This is a genomic window from Segatella copri (assembly GCF_019127135.1).
Classification (GTDB): Bacteria; Bacteroidota; Bacteroidia; order Bacteroidales; family Bacteroidaceae; genus Prevotella.
This window is the reverse complement of record NZ_JAHOEA010000045.1, coordinates 1-16,684: the sequence shown is the minus strand read 5'-3', so window position 1 is coordinate 16,684 and position 16,684 is coordinate 1. Positions and strand designations below refer to the sequence as shown.

General features: G+C 46.2%; 15 protein-coding genes. 2 read left to right on the top strand and 13 right to left on the bottom strand.

The window, feature by feature from the left end; genetic code table 11:
- Positions 1–8 precede the first annotated feature (8 nt).
- The 7 genes from KSW37_RS11490 to KSW37_RS11460 all read right to left on the bottom strand — a co-directional run bounded on the left by KSW37_RS11490 (position 9) and on the right by KSW37_RS11460 (position 8,012).
- Positions 9–983, bottom strand: coding sequence for a hypothetical protein (locus KSW37_RS11490; protein WP_217314549.1), 975 nt, complete (start codon positions 981–983; stop codon positions 9–11).
- Between the two features lies 1 nt (position 984).
- Positions 985–2,058 carry a Clp protease ClpP gene (locus KSW37_RS11485; RefSeq protein ID WP_217314548.1) on the bottom strand — a complete coding sequence of 358 codons (1,074 nt, stop codon included), beginning with the start codon at positions 2,056–2,058 and terminating at the stop codon, positions 985–987.
- A gap of 59 nt (positions 2,059–2,117) precedes the next feature.
- Complete coding sequence (locus KSW37_RS11480; protein WP_217314547.1) at positions 2,118–2,528, bottom strand: hypothetical protein; 411 nt, start codon at positions 2,526–2,528, stop codon at positions 2,118–2,120.
- 76 nt (positions 2,529–2,604) lie between these two features.
- A complete protein-coding gene (locus KSW37_RS11475) occupies positions 2,605–3,093 on the bottom strand; it encodes a hypothetical protein (protein ID WP_217314546.1) in 489 nt (162 codons plus the stop codon).
- A 484-nt stretch (positions 3,094–3,577) separates the two neighbouring features.
- Positions 3,578–6,877 carry a CHC2 zinc finger domain-containing protein gene (locus KSW37_RS11470; RefSeq protein WP_217314545.1) on the bottom strand — a complete coding sequence of 1,100 codons (3,300 nt, stop codon included), beginning with the start codon at positions 6,875–6,877 and terminating at the stop codon, positions 3,578–3,580.
- Positions 6,878–7,133: 256 nt separating this feature from the next.
- On the bottom strand, positions 7,134–7,427 hold the full coding sequence (locus KSW37_RS11465) for a hypothetical protein (RefSeq protein WP_217743474.1): 294 nt from the start codon (positions 7,425–7,427) through the stop codon (positions 7,134–7,136).
- Between the two features lie 36 nt (positions 7,428–7,463).
- Positions 7,464–8,012: a helix-turn-helix transcriptional regulator gene (locus KSW37_RS11460; RefSeq protein ID WP_217314544.1), complete on the bottom strand. Its 549-nt coding sequence runs from the start codon at positions 8,010–8,012 to the stop codon at positions 7,464–7,466.
- Positions 8,013–8,341: 329 nt separating this feature from the next.
- Here KSW37_RS11460 and KSW37_RS11455 point away from each other — a divergent pair, with 329 nt between their 5' ends.
- Both KSW37_RS11455 and KSW37_RS11450 read left to right on the top strand, forming a co-directional pair.
- Entirely contained in the window at positions 8,342–8,737 is a 396-nt protein-coding gene (locus KSW37_RS11455) for a hypothetical protein (protein ID WP_217314542.1), read from the top strand.
- Between the two features lie 299 nt (positions 8,738–9,036).
- A complete protein-coding gene (locus KSW37_RS11450; RefSeq protein ID WP_217314541.1) occupies positions 9,037–9,879 on the top strand; it encodes a helix-hairpin-helix domain-containing protein in 843 nt (280 codons plus the stop codon).
- A 58-nt stretch (positions 9,880–9,937) separates the two neighbouring features.
- Here KSW37_RS11450 and KSW37_RS11445 read toward each other — a convergent pair whose 3' ends face one another.
- From KSW37_RS11445 to KSW37_RS11420, 6 genes are all read right to left on the bottom strand, one after another.
- Complete coding sequence (locus tag KSW37_RS11445; protein ID WP_203068322.1) at positions 9,938–11,293, bottom strand: sodium-dependent transporter; 1,356 nt, start codon at positions 11,291–11,293, stop codon at positions 9,938–9,940.
- A gap of 31 nt (positions 11,294–11,324) precedes the next feature.
- Positions 11,325–12,689, bottom strand: a complete 1,365-nt coding sequence (locus KSW37_RS11440; RefSeq protein WP_217314540.1) for a sodium-dependent transporter — start codon at positions 12,687–12,689, stop codon at positions 11,325–11,327.
- 166 nt (positions 12,690–12,855) lie between these two features.
- Positions 12,856–13,356, bottom strand: a complete 501-nt coding sequence (locus KSW37_RS11435) for a CYTH domain-containing protein (RefSeq protein WP_006847608.1) — start codon at positions 13,354–13,356, stop codon at positions 12,856–12,858.
- A 4-nt stretch (positions 13,357–13,360) separates the two neighbouring features.
- The gene (locus KSW37_RS11430; protein WP_181976430.1) at positions 13,361–13,510 is read right to left on the bottom strand and encodes a hypothetical protein; all 150 of its coding nucleotides are present in this window, start codon (positions 13,508–13,510) and stop codon (positions 13,361–13,363) included.
- 21 nt (positions 13,511–13,531) lie between these two features.
- Complete coding sequence (prfB, locus tag KSW37_RS11425; protein ID WP_217314539.1) at positions 13,532–14,659, bottom strand: peptide chain release factor 2; 1,128 nt, start codon at positions 14,657–14,659, stop codon at positions 13,532–13,534.
- A 147-nt stretch (positions 14,660–14,806) separates the two neighbouring features.
- The gene (locus KSW37_RS11420) at positions 14,807–16,615 is read right to left on the bottom strand and encodes an AMP-dependent synthetase/ligase (protein ID WP_217314538.1); all 1,809 of its coding nucleotides are present in this window, start codon (positions 16,613–16,615) and stop codon (positions 14,807–14,809) included.
- Positions 16,616–16,684 lie beyond the last annotated feature (69 nt).

Sequence of the window (16,684 nt, the reverse complement as noted above, 5' to 3'; positions counted from 1 at the left end):
GCTATCCCCTACTCTGAAGGGATAGTGTCGTAACCGAAGAGGATGCGCTCCTTGGAAATCGTCTCAAACTGAGTACCGAAGTACATGGTTGCCACGAAGTCAACCAGGAAGTGAGAGTCAAGAGAACTCTCTACACCAAAGTTTGCCTTGTCGCCATCGGTGGCCAAACCGATGAGCATGTTGCTGCCAGGAGTGATGATCTTGTAGCCCTTAGGCACGTTATCAAGACCTACGAGGGTGCAGTTGCTGGCACCATCCATCTTGTTGTGGTTGAACTCATTGTTCCAGTTGACTGTTCCGTATTTATCTCGATAACAACGGCGGTAGAGCGTGAGTTCATGGCTGTTCATGAACATGTATGTATTGATGCCCTGCAGTTTAGCATCGGCAGCATCATAGAATGCTTCGACAGCATCGACAGCGTTGACACCAGTCATCGCGGTTGTATTGAAGAGGTTGCCCTTCTCTACAGAAATCGCCTTGGCCTTGATGTCTGCATCGGAGATAGTCTTGAAGCCATCAGCGAGGTCTGCGGTACCAGAGCCAGCTGGGTTACGCTTCATGGTGAAGAGGTTCTTGAAGAGTGCTTCACCTATCTTGCCTGCCAGGAACATGCCAATCAGTTTGGTGATAGGCTGGTTTTTGAGCGCTTCACCCTGGAAAACATTGGAGCCCCAGATAGACTCACGAACAGCATTTGGTTCAAAAGGCTTGACGCATGAACCAAGGAATGTCTCCAAGGTACGGCCTGTGATGGTAACGCCATTCTCATCCTTTCTAGTAAGAGAGTATGGCCCGAGCTCCATGTCGCCTGCGAGCTCTCCGACAGTCTCCTTGCCACGAACGCCCACGCGTCGGCTCATGAATTTTGCAGCCTCGTCAAGAGCGCGTACCGGCATCTGAATGATGTCCTTGCGGTACTTAGCGAAGCTGGTCTTCAGAGAATCAGGAGTAATCTGAATTGTATTGTCTAAAGCTGCCATTTTAATTGATCTGCTTCAAAGCTTTGTATATTTCACCAGCGTCAACGTTGTCAACCTCCGGTGTGACGTCATCATGGGTATCAGAACCCGGTGCGTCCTTGAGATCCTTGATCTCCGTATCCTTGTCCTGGATATCCTTGTCCTTCTGCTCTACCTTCGCCTTCAGGTCCTTGACCTCCTGGCTGGCTTTGTCGAGCTCAGCAGACTTGTCATCCAAGTCCTTCTGTTTCTGGGCAAGAGCATCCTCGATTTTCTGCATCTCTGCATCGGTGAGAGTAATCTTCTCATCAGTAACCTCAAAATCCTCCTTGCGATTGAGGAGGGTCTGAAGATTGAGGAATTTCTTCTTCATGTTAGAAATATGTGAATTATTCTTGAACATATCCCTGAGTGAGGCGAATGCCTTCTCGAGAAATGTTTTTGACGGCTCATCAGCGGTTGTTCCAGGAAGTGGCGGCAAACCCAAGTTGGAGCAGAAAGCATTGGTGAAGCGCTTGGAGAGATTGGTCTGACGCTTCATGTCTTCGTCATCAAGGTCTCTGATCTCATCTACGAGGCCCAACTCTAAAGCTTGCTCCGGACTCAACCAATTTTCCTTGCCCATCTGCTTCAGCATCTCTTCGCTGGTCTTGCCTGAGCGTTTGGCATAGACGGAAGCGATAACCTTGTCAATGGTGTCGAGGTCATCGCGCTGCTTCTGCCAGAGTTTGATGATTTCGTCAAGCTTCTCCTTGTTGGCAGACTCCCAAACCGTGACTCCTGTGGAGGCATTGTGAATGAGCATGGTGCTGCCGACTGACATGTCAACATGTTTGGCACCCATGCACAAGACTGTAGCGATGGAAGCGGTCATGCCCATAATGTGGACGTTGACATGTCCATGGTCCTTGATAAGTTGATAGATGGTCAAGCCTTCATCAACATAACCACCCGGCGAGGAGACGGCAATGTCCACCTCCTCGTCAGGGTGAGCGTCAAGGTAGGCCTTGACATCCTTGGAACGTGTACCGTAGGTGCCAGACCACCAGTCGTAGCCGGCTCCGATGGTACCGCATATCATCATTCCGTATTTCATGCGCTTATCTTTTTTGATGCAAAGATAATATGGCAATTGCCAACGGAAAAATACGCAAATCAGGCTATCAACGGTGCTTTTCGGGTGCTCCCCCACTGAACCGTGTATTCGATCATGGCAGAAGTACCAAGGGAATCAGGGTGGACATCTGACATATTAATAATAGGATATGGCCGCTCCCTGTTGCCAATGAGATAGCGTTTGCCCTCGATGGTGGTGACCAGATATGCATAGTTGTCCCTCATGTCCAGGTCTTCGCGGCATGTACGGAAGGTGAGTTTATGGGTATAGAAACGCACACCATCTTCTATTTTGTCGGTTATTTCGAGTTTGGCAGGCTTCTGACACTTAACTACTGGCCAATCACAGCTCTCGGGAATGTCAAAAGTGTGATTGCCTAGAAGTGTATCGAAAGGCAACTTGCTGACTGGTATGCGCTGCACGCAGCAGATATAACTAAGTCTTTTCATAAGCTGTAAAAATTTCGCGTCTGTTCGCATCTGTTCGGTGTTGAACAGAAACAGGGCTAGAGTAGATGAGATTTTCTTAGGAAAAATCGTCTTTTTTGCATCTTTTAAGATTAAAAAGATTGATGCCTTTCTCCTGATAGGCCTTGCGCATGCGATACCATTTCATGCGGATGGTCTCTGCATACTCAATATCAATACCCTGCTGCTCACACCAGGACCTGAATGCAGACATCTTCTTGCACGACATGTCATTGAGGTCGCCGAGGTCACTCCACATGTTGATGCGGAAGAGATCGTTGATGCTCTCGGTGAGTGCCTGCTTGGCATGACCGCTAAGAAAGTTGTATGTCTCTGGGCTTTTAGACTTGGAGTAAGGTATGCTAATTGCAACATCACGCTCTCCAGGTTGCTCAGGTAGGTTATTGACCGGGCGCTTCGCGAGGAACCGGCGCAGAACAGCATTCTCGTTGCTGCAGGACGGGAATTCCACGGGATCGCCGAAAGAATGGGTGAGCCACTGCTTCAAATATGGCTCGACCTTTACATAAACTACGAATTTACTCATATTCTGATTTGTATAAACACCGCAAAGTTAGGAAAAATAATCGAATAAATCCTATGTTTTTAGGAAAAATCATCTGCTTTTCGCTAAAAATCCTTGTTTTTAGGGAAAAAGTTGCAATTAAAAATCAAGGAACCCATTTTTGGGCAATTCATTTGTGGCAATTGTGGCAAAAATATTAACTGCCTGATTATTAATATTATAAGTATTTTCTTATTGACACAAATATATAATAGAATTGCCACATTGCCACAACCTTTGCCACACTTCTCTTCTCGTTGCCACAAATTGCCACATAATTGCCACAAAAACACACCTTCTTAACTCTCTGATAATCAGTGTTGCACTAATTGCCACAAATGCCACATTGTTTTTGAGTCGCGTGTGAGTTGTCGGAAAAATCTCGGAACACCAACAAAAAAGCCCCCAGAGGAATCTCTTCCCCTGGAGGCTAACCAATATGATCTAAACAAAAAACTTATTTCAACTAAAGTGGCGAAGGTTCCATGCCTAGAGCCTTCTGCTCTGCATCTGTCATGACATAGGTATCCTTGGTCTGTTCCTGCTCACCATCTACCTCTGTGTCAAGATCTATGCCATATCTGTTTGCCACCATGGTATAGTCAAAACAGAGAGGCCTGTCCTTATAATATATCTTCTGCCGGCCAGTGATAGTACCATTGGCATCTGTCTTTTCTACTGTCTCCGGCAAACCGCTCGGAGTGAACTTGATAAATCGCTCAGGGTTTTTTGTTGACCCGTAGAAGTCTGCACCTATTTGCAGATAGTGAAGGAGTGACTCCTTCGGCAGAAGGTTCTCGTCCATTTGCCTGCCTAACTTGCGATAGACTGCCATGGTGATGTCCTTGCGAATCATGAGGATGCTCTTCGGCATCGCCCAGTTGTCAATCTTGACTTTATTGGTGGTCAATGCGCCAACTGTCTTAATCTTGAAGTCCTGGTCCTTCTTCAGCTCACCCATCTGTACTGCAGCATTGATGATATTCCAAAAGCCAGCCACCTCATCGGTGGTGTTGCACATGCTGTTCTGATTTTTGATGCCTCTAACTGCTACCTGAAGTAGATCCTCATATGTAAACGGGAAGTCGATGTAGTCTCTTATGGCCAGGTATGCGGCCACTGGAACCTTCCAGTTAGTCATGATACGGTCAAGGATGCTGTCATTCTCCAGCCTGCTCTCGAGGTCTTCAGATGCTTTCTTCCAGGAGTTGCCGAATGCAGCCCGGAATTGCTCTCGATGCTTCAGCAGTTGGAGAGTGATGTGAGTTGCACCTATCTGACGGAATCTCTCTAGCTCCTCGAAGTTCTGTTTTTCCTCTCGAGTATGCTCCCCCCTATCAAAGGTGAGATAGATGAGTCGGCTGAAGAGGGCGATATCTGCAGTAGGCATCTCCTGGCCAGTGAGGATGATGCCAGAGTCAACCTTGGCCTGCACGAGCTTCTTATCCTTGTCCATGTTCATTTTGGTGCGACCTATACCATTCCAAAGGTCCTTGAGCCACTCAACCTTGTTCTGTGTGATGGAGTTCTTGTACTCATCGATGTGTACCAGAGCGTCGCTAACTCCTCCGACATAGTCGGAGAGTGCGGGCATGGATGCGTTGGTGATAGACAACGGCTCGTACTTCGTCTCGTACTTGTAGAAGAAGTTCATGAGCGTTGCAGCGAACTCTGTTTTACCGCAGCCCTTAGGGCCGAAGGCATTGAGAATTGGGAAGGAACGACTCTTGCCGATGACAATGTCACGGAAGAGGGTCGCTATATAGAAGCATAGGCCCACCTTGGCGTTGTCACCGAAGACCTGCACCACCTTGGCGAAGAAATCACTCTGTGATGTAGGGTTATCCACTATCTTCTCATGCCGGAATTTTTTCTCGCTCACGTACAACTCTCGGCTATCTTTATTGAGCTTGCTCATGGCAGGCAGGTAGAACTTGCCTGCGGTCAAGCGCAGAATGCCCATGTCGTCGATGGGAAGCCAGCTGCCATCCTCGATGGCACCATTGCAGAAGGCATAGAAGCCTTCGCTCTGCCAGCCCAGCTGCTTGATAGGGTCTGCAGTCTCAGTTACCTTGCCCAGGTATCCGAGTAGCTTGATGAGCTGCTCATCCTTGGCCATCCAAATGTAATCGCCTATACCGAATAGGCGCTTGCGCAGGGTCGAACTGGAAGTGATCTCATCCATGTTCAGTTCAATGAGGCGTGAAGGTTCCTCTCCGTTATTCTTGATTTCAAAGAGGCGAACCGGGTTGAAATCATCACGAATATGGAAGAGAGGTTTTAACTTGAAGTTGGACCATTGAATTTCGTCTCCTTCCTTGTTGGTACCCCAATAGCTATTGTCATGTTCTGTGAATCCGAACTCACGAAGCATCTTGATGTCACCCTTGCGCTCCTTCTCCTGTTTGGCGCTCAGTTCCGACTCCTTAGCTCGCTTCAGCGTATCCTTCCATTCTCGGCTATGCTTATACATAGTGCATAATCCGGTCAGATAGCTTGTGCGCAGGTCTTCGTCACGGATCATCATCAGCAGGGAGCAGATATCAGCGATAGCCTTCAAGCGGTCCTCTGTTGTCATCTGCTCGATATCATCAGCTGTTGGCCAATATCTTCTGCGGCAGAACCAGTAGATGAACTCCTCTTCCTTCATCTGCTGAAAATGCGCCTTGTCAACAATCCAGGAGTCCGGATCTTCTTTCTTAGGTGCCGGATAGTCAATAGGAATTTCACGGACGTTGACAGTGAATCCGGCTGCCAATGCCTCTCGACCATTGGCGAAGACATTGGCGGTACCTGCAGGCCACTCGTTGCCTGGCTTCAGCGTGTCAGCATCCGGAATAAATGTGACCGTATGGCTGATGTGATAGAGTTGCTTCAGCTGGTTCTCTGTCCACGCTCCGCCCAGTGAGGCTACTGTATTGAGGATTTCAAGCGATTGCAGCTTGACAACATCAGGTGCGCCCTCTACCAGGTAGAATTTATTTTTCAGTCTCGCCTCCTTTTGCGCGAAATTGATGCCGAAAACAGACTTGTCCTTAGCATACACCAGGCTATTCTTAAGATTGAGATACTTGCATATATCCTTATCATCGGACATAGTTCTAGCCGTGAAGCCAATGACATTGCTCATCTTGTCATAGATCGGTATTGTGTATCGGTCACGGAGCATGGCATATTTGCCACGCTCACCTATACCGATGAGACCGACCTGCTCCAGGAGGTCGAAGTCAAGACCCTTACGCATAGCCCATTCGATAAAACCATCTCGTGGAGCGTAACCTATTCCGAACCTCTCAATAGCGTCAGCTCCCCATCTTTTGCGGACGGTCTCACGTGCCTTGTTTGCTGCAGGGTTGACCTCATGTATGCACTGCACATAGAACTCTTGCGCATAGCTGAGTATTATCTGCAGAGACTCTTTTTCTTTCTGCTTCTCCTCATCCTCCTTGCTCGGCTTGTAATCGTCTTCTATGTCTTCATTGAGATATTTTTTTGCAAGTTCCTTGCAGGCGATAGGAAAAGGGAGATCATTCTTCAGCTTCCGGTAGAGGCTTATCACATTTCCACCGCTATGGCATCCACCATAGCACTTCCATGTGTTGGTACCTGTATCAACGAAAAATGAAGGAGTGTTCTCTTTGTGGAATGGGCAACATGCCCAGAGCTTCCCTCCCCGCTCCTTGCTGAAGGTTATACCTTCATCGATTGCGACGTCTCGAATTGAGACATCGCTTATAATTCTGTCAATGTTCTCTTGTTTGATCATATCTTTATATTTAGTGCTGCAAAATTAACTTAGAACTTCTGAAAAAGAAAGTACTAAGATAACCTGCGCATGATTTTATCTATGTCTACATTGACATAGTAGCGAATCTGACGCTGATAGGCGTAGTCTCGCTCCATTATCAACTGTTGGAGGATGCCCTTATATTTGCCCCCCCCGCTTGTCGAATGCCGCTCTAATTTCGCGGTCACTCCAAAACTTAATTCTATTCCTCATAACTTCGTCCTTCTTCATATCCTCACACTTCGATATCAAACCATGGTAATCTGACTGATTTGGATATTGGATCCAATTTTGATACCTGCAGACATTGCCCATTGTCTAACCACCAATACTCCATGACTTCATTAATACACATGTATGCTAAAATGCCATAATCATTTTGCACATAAAAATCCTTATTCTCTAATGTTGCGAATCTAGAGATTAATAATATAATTTTGGCTTTTATTTCTCTACTGCTCATAGAATATGCATAAAACAATAAATTTATACTCCACATAAATTTTAAAGCAACTGCACCAGGAGCCATTGATGCAGTTGCGCTTGTAGCGGCATCGATGGCAAATCATAGGTTCAACTGATGAACTACCTTGATGATGTCTCTCGTTGACTGCAGCCCCAGTCGCTTGGTCATCTTGCGAAGCTGTGCAGAGACCGTATTCTTAGATTTGCCAAGAATCTGGGCTATTTCTCGAGCAACATAACCCTGTGCAAAATACTTCGCTACCTCAAGCTCTTTAGGGTAAAAAGGAGTCTTCAGCTTTGGGAGGCAGACTATGTTCTCTCTAGGACATATACCCCTGAGAGGGCAATCGACTTTCTCCAGGTGCAGAATGGTTCCATCGACATCGAAACATAGTGTATCGTTGGAACCCAGGTTGCAACGGATAAAACGATCTGATATTAGAAACTTGAAATAAAGTTTGTTAGGCTTACTCTTGGCGTATAAGCCTGCCAGGTACTTATACGCCTCCGGGTAAAGCCGACTTATCAACTCAGCCATGTGGTTGATGATTTCCGGATGCTCTGTACTGTAGCTGAGCACCTTGCCATCATGGCCATAAAAACACACTTCTCCTTGTGGAGACACGAAAAATTCTACTTGCTTTTCCATAAGCTTTCATTTATCACTGTTTGTACTACCAAGAGATCTCTTGGATTGAACTTGGTCCTGCCGGTCAACTTCTGCTGAACAGTATTGTAGCAGAAACCATACTTAGTCATGAGAAACTGAATGAGCTGACTCTTCTCTTTTTTAGAAAGAGTCGCGTAATAACCTTCAATAGTTAATGCTCCATTTTTAACTTCATTTTCTTGCATATCTCAATTTTAATTGCTAAATTTGTGGGCAAATATAAGAAGAATTATTGAGAACTCCGCGATTTTGGGAGAGAAATCCTATTTTCGCGGTGTTATTTAACTTTCATTTAGTGATATTAGGTTATGTTTAACGGAGATTTAGTGAATCGACTGCTCAAGGAGCAGAAAAAAACAGTCGGTGAAATGGTGGCTTTTGTCTTCGGTCAGAGTTCACACATATCAACGACCTACTTTAAAGGTAGAACTTACATTGACTCTCGATACCTTGAGAGGTTATCAGAATTTTTCGAGGTACCAATTGAGGACTTTTTTCTCTCCAATGAAGAGTATGATGATAAAAAGTTAGAAAATACGAATGTTCATCACATCAGCAACTCAACTGTAAACATCAACAGTAGCCCTGATGTATTGATGGGTGTCATCAACAACCAAAAGGAGATGCTCGACCAACAGGCAGAGCAGATCCGATGGCTGCGTGACCAAGTTCAACTTCTAACAAAAAACTACGTACAGCAATAAAAAAGACTTTTCCACTCTCTTATTTCATGTAGCAACTGACTAATATACAGGATTTTGCACATGAAATAAGGGAGCGAAAAATCGGTACAGAATGTCAAAAACATCAGATATCGCATATTGATTATCAATAAGTTATAGGAAGGGATTGGAGCCAATGCTATCCAGTAATCCCGACCAAACAATCATATAGACTTAAAATCCGTAAGCCTATGAAGTTTTTAAAGGATTTTTTTTATATCCATTACCATGAACGGCGAGCATTACTCGTAATCCTGACCCTGCTCGTTGTCAGTACCACAATGATTTTCATTGTAGGTGCTAAAGAAACGATGCCCTCAGAAAAGCAACAAGCCCATAACGATAGTATCATCAGACATGCCACGCGGCAACAGCCAGGCTATTATGACGAAGGACTTCAGTCGAGCGAAGTATTCGCCTTTGACCCCAATACGGCAAGCCAATCTGATTTCCAACGGCTGGGACTGGAATCATGGCAAGCCAGAAACATCATCAAATATCGAAATAAAGGAGGTATCTTCAGGACACCTAGAGACTTTGCACGGGTTTACGGACTAACCAAGAAGCAATACGAAAAACTGCTGTCCTTTATCAGAATTGGTAAAGACTACCAGCCGGCTGCCAACTTTTACCCAAGAGAAAGATACAACTACGGCTATCAAGAGACAGTTCCAAGAACTAGAGAAGAAAGAAAGAAGGATAGTACCCAATACAGTTATCCACGAAAACTGAAAGAAGGTCAGTATATCAACATCAATTCTGCTGATACGACCGAACTGCAGAAAATTCCCGGCATAGGCTCTTACTATGCCAGAAGCATCATCCGTTACAGAGAACGGTTAGGCGGTTTTGTTTCCATGAGCCAGATACAAGAAGTGGAAGGCGTGCCCGAGACAGCCCTCCACTATATGAATATTGATGCAAAACATATCCGGAAAATGAATGTCAACCAGCTCAGTTTAGCCGAATTGCGCAAACATCCTTACCTGGACTTTTACCAGGCAAAGGAAATCGTAAACTACCGCAGAACCCATGGTCCGCTGAAAAGTGCTGAAGAGCTGCGTCTCCTCAAAGACTTTCCACCTGCCGAAATAGAAAGAATCAAGCCGTATCTTGCCTACTAGGGGCAAGATAGCCTGTCTGCAAGTTTGCCGGTGCCTGTCTGCAAGTTTGCCGGTTTTGCTAAATGACACCAAACTGGTGCAGGAAGATAAGGAAAATACAGATAGGACAGATAAAACGGATGGTGAACAGGAAAACAGGGAAGAGAGTTCCCTTCAGGGTTCCCCAGTTGGTAAACTCATCACGCACAATCTTCTTTGGCACATACCATCCCAGGAACAGACAGGTGATGAATGAACTCAACGGCATGAGCAGCTGGGCAGTAAAGTTGTCACAATTGCTCAGGAAATCCTTGCCGAAGAAACCCAAATCAGGTACGGCACCCTGAGAGAGCGAACAGAATACGGCTATGATGCAGCAAACGACGGTCTCGAACCAGGCTCCCTTGGCACGGCTTATCTTACCCTCCTCATAAATAAAGGCGGTACCTATCTCGTGCATCGAGATGGTAGAAGTCAGGGCTGCCAATACCAGCAAAGCATAGAACAACACCGAAATCACATAACCGACAACCGGCATGTTACCGAAAGCCTCCTGGAATACGTTTGGCAAGGTAATGAAGATGAGCGAAGGACCGCTGTCTGGCTGCACACCTACCGAGAAGGCTGCAGGGAATATCATCAAACCTGCCAATACGGCGATTACCGTATCAATGGTTACAATCTGAGTAGCAGACTTCAAGAGATTGGTCTGTCTGTTGAAGTAAGAGGCATAAGTACACAGACATGCCGTACCCATACTCAAAGAGAAGAACGCCTGTCCCAGCGCTTCGAGCAACACGTTTTCATCTACTTTAGAAAAATCCGGCTTCAGCAGGAACTCCACTCCTTTCATCGCTCCCGGCAGAGAGCAGGAAGCAATCACGATAACTACCAACAGGAAGAAAAGCATCGGCATCAGAATCTTGGATGCTTTCTCTATACCATTGCGCACACCGCGTACTACCACCATGTGGGTAAGCAGAATAAAACCTACTGCCCATAAGGTAGGACGGATAGGATCGGCTGAAAAGGTCTGGAAATAGGTCTTCACATACTCTGCGTCGCCATGAACACCGCCCATGATACTGGCATAGAGATACTGCAGGCACCAGCCAGCCACTACGGCATAGAAACCCAGGATAATCATAGAGGTGATGATACCCATCAAGCCCAAAGCACCCCAAGCCTTGTGCTTACCCAGATTGGTATAAGCACGGGCTGCATTGGATGCAGAATGACGACCGATGATGAATTCACTCATCATGCCAGGCAATCCGAGCAGAATGATACATACCAAATAGATGAGAATGAAGGCGGCACCACCATTCTGACCTGCCATATAAGGGAAACGCCATACATTACCCAAACCGACTGCCGAGCCGGCTGTAGCAAGAATTACGCCCAACTTACTACCAAAATTTCCTCTTGTTTCCATTATCTAAATCTTTAATGTGTAATGTTTGTTGTTATCCGAAGACACCAAACTGGTTCAGGAATACCAGGAAGATGAGGACAGGACAAACGAACTTAATCAGGAAAAGATAAATACCGAAGAGACGGCCCTTCAAGGTTCCCCAGTTGGTAAACTCATCCTGTACGATCTGCTTAGGTACATACCAGCCCAGGAACAGACAGGTAAGGAATCCTGCCAGAGGAAGGAATATCTGACCCGTAACGAAGTCGAACCAATCGAACAGCGCCTTTCCGAAGAACGAAAGCTTATCTGTTGCACCCAAAGAGAGCGAACAGAAGGCTCCGATGATGGCACAGGAAACCGTAACGATGGTAGCACCTTTCTTGCGGTCTATCTTCAACTCCTCGTAGAAGAAAGAGGTATTCACCTCATGAAGTGACATCAGCGAGGTCAGGGCAGCTACCGACAGCAACACGTAGAAGAGCAGCGAGATGATCCAACCCAATACAGGTAACGATGCAAACGCCTGATTAAAGACATTCGGCAAAGTGATGAAGATGAGTGAAGGACCACTATCCGGTGATACTCCTACAGAGAAGGCTGCAGGGAAAATCATCAGACCAGCCAGTACTGCTACCAGCAAATCGATGATGGAAATCTGCAAAGCACTCTTGAAGAGATTGGTCTGACGGCTGAAGTAAGAAGCATAGGTACAGATACAGCCCATACCGATACTCATAGAATAGAACGACTGTCCCAAAGCATTCAGGAACACGTTTCTGTCTACCTTTCCGAAATCAGGCTTCAACAGGAACTCCACGCCCTTACCTGCATCTGGCAACAGACAAGCAGCTACCACAATAATCAAAAGCAGGATGAACAGGAGAGGCATCATCACCTTAGAAGCCTTCTCTATACCGCCGCGCACACCATGAATAATCACGAAATGACAAATCAGGAATATCGCTACCGTCCACATAACCGGACGGATAGGGTCAGAAGAAAACTCCTTGAAGTAATTTGCCACAAAGGTAGGGTCACCATGCAGTTCGCCCATGATGCTGGCATAGACATACTGCAGACACCAGCCCGAAACCACCGCATAATAGCCCGTAATCAGGAAACCGGTAAGCACCTCAAGATAACCAACCCACTTCCATGCCGTACCATTAGAGAGTTTGGTATAGGCACGTGCGGTATTAGAGGCACCATGACGGCCGATGATAAACTCAGAAATCATACATGGAATGCCCAACAGGAGCACACTTCCGATGTATACCAGAATAAAGGCTGCGCCACCTTCCTGACCAGCCATATAAGGGAAGCGCCATACGTTACCCAAACCTACGGCGCCACCTGCTGTAGCAAGAATCAATCCAATCTTGCTACCAAAACTTCCTCTATTTGAATCTGTCATTTCTATCTTTCTATTACTAATTTCTTAATTTTTGATTTTTCTTCGTGCAAAATTATAAAATAATTCTGAAATATATGAATTATTTGAAAGCAAAAACACAAATTTAGTAATATTTATGCTATTTAGTCTGTTTTAGAACGCAGAAATGACCTTTTCTATACATTTTCTAGCGATATTCAGCCGGCAAGGTATCACGCCACTTCGAGAAAGGATTGCCCAAGAGATGCGAATTGTAGAATCGCTTGTCACCTGTTACCTCCATACCGATGAAATCAGGTTTCTCATAGGCTTCGGTCTCGCTTGCCAGCTCCACCTCTGCCATGACCAGACCTTCATTATCGCCATAGAACTCATCTACCTCGAAGGTATGACTGCCACTTTTCACCAGATAGCGACGCTTATCGATGACGCCACCCTGACAAAGTTGCAGGAGATGCTGCGCCTCGTCCATCGTTATCTCCTTTTCAAACTCATAGCGGGTCATGCCGCCATTTACCGACTTGCCCTTAATGGTAAGGTAAGCCTTCTCATCCCGTGTGCGAACCCGCACCGTAGCCCCCTCGGCAGGAATATATCCCTGCTGGATATGACTAGAAGAAAAGGCGGCGCTTTTGTAAGCGTCGCCCTTCTTAACGAGGAATTTTCTTTCTATCTCTAATCCACTCATTGTTTTATACTAATGTTGTTGCATAGATGGCAAAAAGAATACCGAGGACTATCAATCCTATAAATATCCACTTGATTACTTTCTCGCCTTTTGCAGCCTGTTTCTTCTGATAAGCCTCATGTTTGGCTCTTCTTAAGTCTTTATTTCCACTCATAGTCGTATATTTTTTAGATTATTATTGTTGTTCGTCATCATTCGTAGGGAACTCCATCAGGTATGCCTTGATGAAATCATCTATCTTGCCGTCCATCACGCCATCTACATCCGATGTCTGATAGTTGGTACGGTGGTCTTTCACACGACGGTCATCGAAGACATAACTTCTAATCTGGCTTCCCCACTCTATCTTCTTCTTACCAGCCTCAATCTTAGCCTTAGCCTCCAGACGCTTCTTCATGGCGCGGTCGTAGAGTTGGCTCTTCAAGAGCAACAATGCCTTGGCACGGTTCTTTGGCTGGTCACGGGTCTCGGTGTTCTCGATGAGGATTTCTTCTTCCTCGCCGGTATCAGGGTCGGTATACCAATAACGCAGACGGACACCCGACTCCACCTTGTTCACATTCTGACCACCGGCACCACTCGAACGGAAGGTATCCCAGGAGAGCTTGGCTGGGTCAACATATACCTCGATGGTATCATCTACCAGCGGAGTTACGAAGACACTGGCGAAACTGGTCATTCGCTTGCCCTGGGCATTGAAAGGAGAAACACGCACCAGTCGGTGCACACCGTTCTCGCTCTTCAGATAGCCATAAGCATACTCACCGCCCTCAATGGTCATGGTGACGCTCTTGATACCAGCCTCATCACCTTCCTGCATATCGGTGATGGTTACCTTGTAGCCATGAGCCTCAGCCCAGCGCATATACATACGCATCAGCATCTGTGCCCAGTCCTGGCTCTCGGTACCACCGGCACCGGAATTAATCTTGAGCACGCAGTCCATCGGGTCTTCCTTCTGGCGAAGCATGTTCTTCAACTCCAGGTCTTCGATGGCTTTGATTGCCTTGGCATAATCGGCATCCACCTCTTCCTCGGTCACCATTTCATCTTTATAGAAATCGAAGGCAAGCTTCAACTCGTCGGCATAAAGACGTACTGTCTTATAACCGTCGAGCCATTTCTGGATGCCCTTCACTTTCTTCATCTGCTCCTGTGCATACTTCGGGTCTTCCCAGAAGTCAGGAGCCTGGGTGCGGAGCTGCTCCTCTTCGAATTCTACTTTCTTCTGGTCTATATTGAGATAGCGATGCAGAGCATCAGCTCTGTCCATCACATCCTTCAACTGGTCAGCTGTAATCATTAACTTTGAACTTTGAATTTTGAACTTTGAACTTTATGATTACTTTGAACTTCATCTTTATCCCCTCCAACTATATGATAAGAGTCATCATCATAAAGAGTTATCATAAAGTTCAAAGTTCAAAATTCAAAGTTCAAAGTAAAACCATTACTCCTCATACATCTTGTCAATCTCCGCCTTGTAGTTCTTGTTGATGATAGGGCGGCGAATCTTCAAGGTATTGGTCAACTCACCCGACTCCATAGAGAAGTGGTGAGCCAGGAGGGTAATGCGCTTAATCTGCTCATAATAAGCCAGATGTTGCTGGAGAATCTGGATACGGTCCATCAGCATCTTCTGCACCTTCTCGTTGGCACACAGGTCCTCACGGCAGTTGAAGGCGATATGATGCTCACGTGCCCAGTCCTCCACGAGACGGAACTCTGGAACGACGAGGGCTGATACGAACTTGCGCTGGTCGGCAATCACAGCCACCTGATCGATAAACTTATCTACCAGGAGCAACGATTCTACCTGCTGCGGAGCGATATATTTACCATTCGATGTCTTGAACAGGTCCTTGATACGCTCGGTGAGATAAAGTTCACCATCCTTCATGTAGCCGGCATCACCGGTATGGAAGAATCCATCCTTGTCGAATGCCTTCGCATTGGTGGTATCACGATGATAATATCCCGGAGTGATGGTAGGACCTTTGAGGAGCACCTCATTATCCTCACCTATCTTTACCTGAATGCAGGAGATCGGACGACCCACCGAACCCAGACTGCGTTTCTTGTCAGAATGATCGCAAGATACGGTGGCAAGACTCTCGGTCAGACCATAACCCACCACCATATTGATACCGATGGCATGTACAAATTCCTCTACTTCCGGACTTACATAAGCACCCGCTGTAGGGAAGATATTCGGTTTTTCCAAGCCCAACTGCTTGCGAACCATGCTCAAAATCGTCTTGTTGATAATTCTATATTCCAACTCCAATGTCAGAGGAGGACGCTTGCAGTTTGCCAGATATTCTATATTCCGCTTCTTTCCTACTGCCAAAGCATGGTAGAAGAGTTTCTTCTGAAGAGGACCGGCATCATCCATCTTAGCCTTTACGGCGATATACACCTTCTCCCAGAAACGTGGCACACTACACATACAGGTAGGATGCATCTCTCTCATACTCTCCTGAATTTCATGAGGATAAGTATTGATGATGAGTTCGGCACCTTCGCTCAAGCAGAGATATGCCCATCCACGCTCAAAGATATGGGTGAATGGAAGGAAATCAATGACACGATCCTTTTCGGTAACAGGAATGCACTCATTGTTTGCCTTCAAAGCAGCATAATACTGGCTATAGGTCAGCATCACGCCCTTGCTATCTCCAGTTGTTCCACTGGTATAGAGGATATTAGCCAAGTCATCCATACTTGCCTGCTTGTAGAGTTCCTCCACTTCTGTCTGACGAGGAAGATTCTCTCCCAGCTTCAGGAAGTCCTTGAAATAGAGGGCAGCAGGGTCATGTGTACTGATGCGCACGCTTGAATCGAAGATGATGATACGTTCCAGAGAAGGACAGAGGGCAAAGATACGGTGAGCCTTGTCATACTGCTCCTGTTCGCCTACAAAGAGGAAGCGAATCTGCGCATCATTAATCATATATTGAATCTGCTGCTCGCTGCTGTTGGCATAGAAAGGCACAGAGGTAACCCTGATACCGTATGCACCGAAGTCGGTGTACAGATAATGCACACAGTTCTGCGAGAAGACTGCGATTTTGTCAAGAGGTTTAGCCCCAAGATTCAGGAGGGCATTGCTCACTTGTTTCACTCTTAAGGAAAAGAGGTTGAAGGAAACCGATTGCCACTGGTCGCTGCCAAACTTTCTGAAAGTTAAAGCAGTTTTCTCTCCCCATTTCTTGGCGAGATTATGTACCAGTACCGAAAGATGACTATTAATCTGCATAAGCTTATATTTATGTCGAGTAAGTGGAGGGAATTTCACCCTCCCTTCTCTCGGAACCGTGCTTGACAG

Bases quoted from the DNA above. Each gene is read 5' to 3' on its own strand.
- KSW37_RS11440 (WP_217314540.1), bottom strand. From the start codon at position 12,689: ATGACAGATTCAAATAGAGGAAGTTTTGGTAGCAAGATTGGATTGATT.
- KSW37_RS11420 (WP_217314538.1), bottom strand. From the start codon at position 16,615: ATGCAGATTAATAGTCATCTTTCGGTACTGGTACATAATCTCGCCAAG.
- KSW37_RS11450 (WP_217314541.1), top strand. From the start codon at position 9,037: ATGATTTTCATTGTAGGTGCTAAAGAAACGATGCCCTCAGAAAAGCAA.
- KSW37_RS11445 (WP_203068322.1), bottom strand. From the start codon at position 11,293: ATGGAAACAAGAGGAAATTTTGGTAGTAAGTTGGGCGTAATTCTTGCT.
- KSW37_RS11460 (WP_217314544.1), bottom strand. From the start codon at position 8,012: ATGGAAAAGCAAGTAGAATTTTTCGTGTCTCCACAAGGAGAAGTGTGT.
- KSW37_RS11435 (WP_006847608.1), bottom strand. From the start codon at position 13,356: ATGAGTGGATTAGAGATAGAAAGAAAATTCCTCGTTAAGAAGGGCGAC.
- KSW37_RS11475 (WP_217314546.1), bottom strand. From the start codon at position 3,093: ATGAGTAAATTCGTAGTTTATGTAAAGGTCGAGCCATATTTGAAGCAG.
- KSW37_RS11470 (WP_217314545.1), bottom strand. From the start codon at position 6,877: ATGATCAAACAAGAGAACATTGACAGAATTATAAGCGATGTCTCAATT.
- KSW37_RS11465 (WP_217743474.1), bottom strand. From the start codon at position 7,427: ATGGCTCCTGGTGCAGTTGCTTTAAAATTTATGTGGAGTATAAATTTA.
- prfB (WP_217314539.1), bottom strand. From the start codon at position 14,659: ATGATTACAGCTGACCAGTTGAAGGATGTGATGGACAGAGCTGATGCT.
- KSW37_RS11480 (WP_217314547.1), bottom strand. From the start codon at position 2,528: ATGAAAAGACTTAGTTATATCTGCTGCGTGCAGCGCATACCAGTCAGC.
- KSW37_RS11485 (WP_217314548.1), bottom strand. From the start codon at position 2,058: ATGAAATACGGAATGATGATATGCGGTACCATCGGAGCCGGCTACGAC.
- KSW37_RS11455 (WP_217314542.1), top strand. From the start codon at position 8,342: ATGTTTAACGGAGATTTAGTGAATCGACTGCTCAAGGAGCAGAAAAAA.
- KSW37_RS11430 (WP_181976430.1), bottom strand. From the start codon at position 13,510: ATGAGTGGAAATAAAGACTTAAGAAGAGCCAAACATGAGGCTTATCAG.
- KSW37_RS11490 (WP_217314549.1), bottom strand. From the start codon at position 983: ATGGCAGCTTTAGACAATACAATTCAGATTACTCCTGATTCTCTGAAG.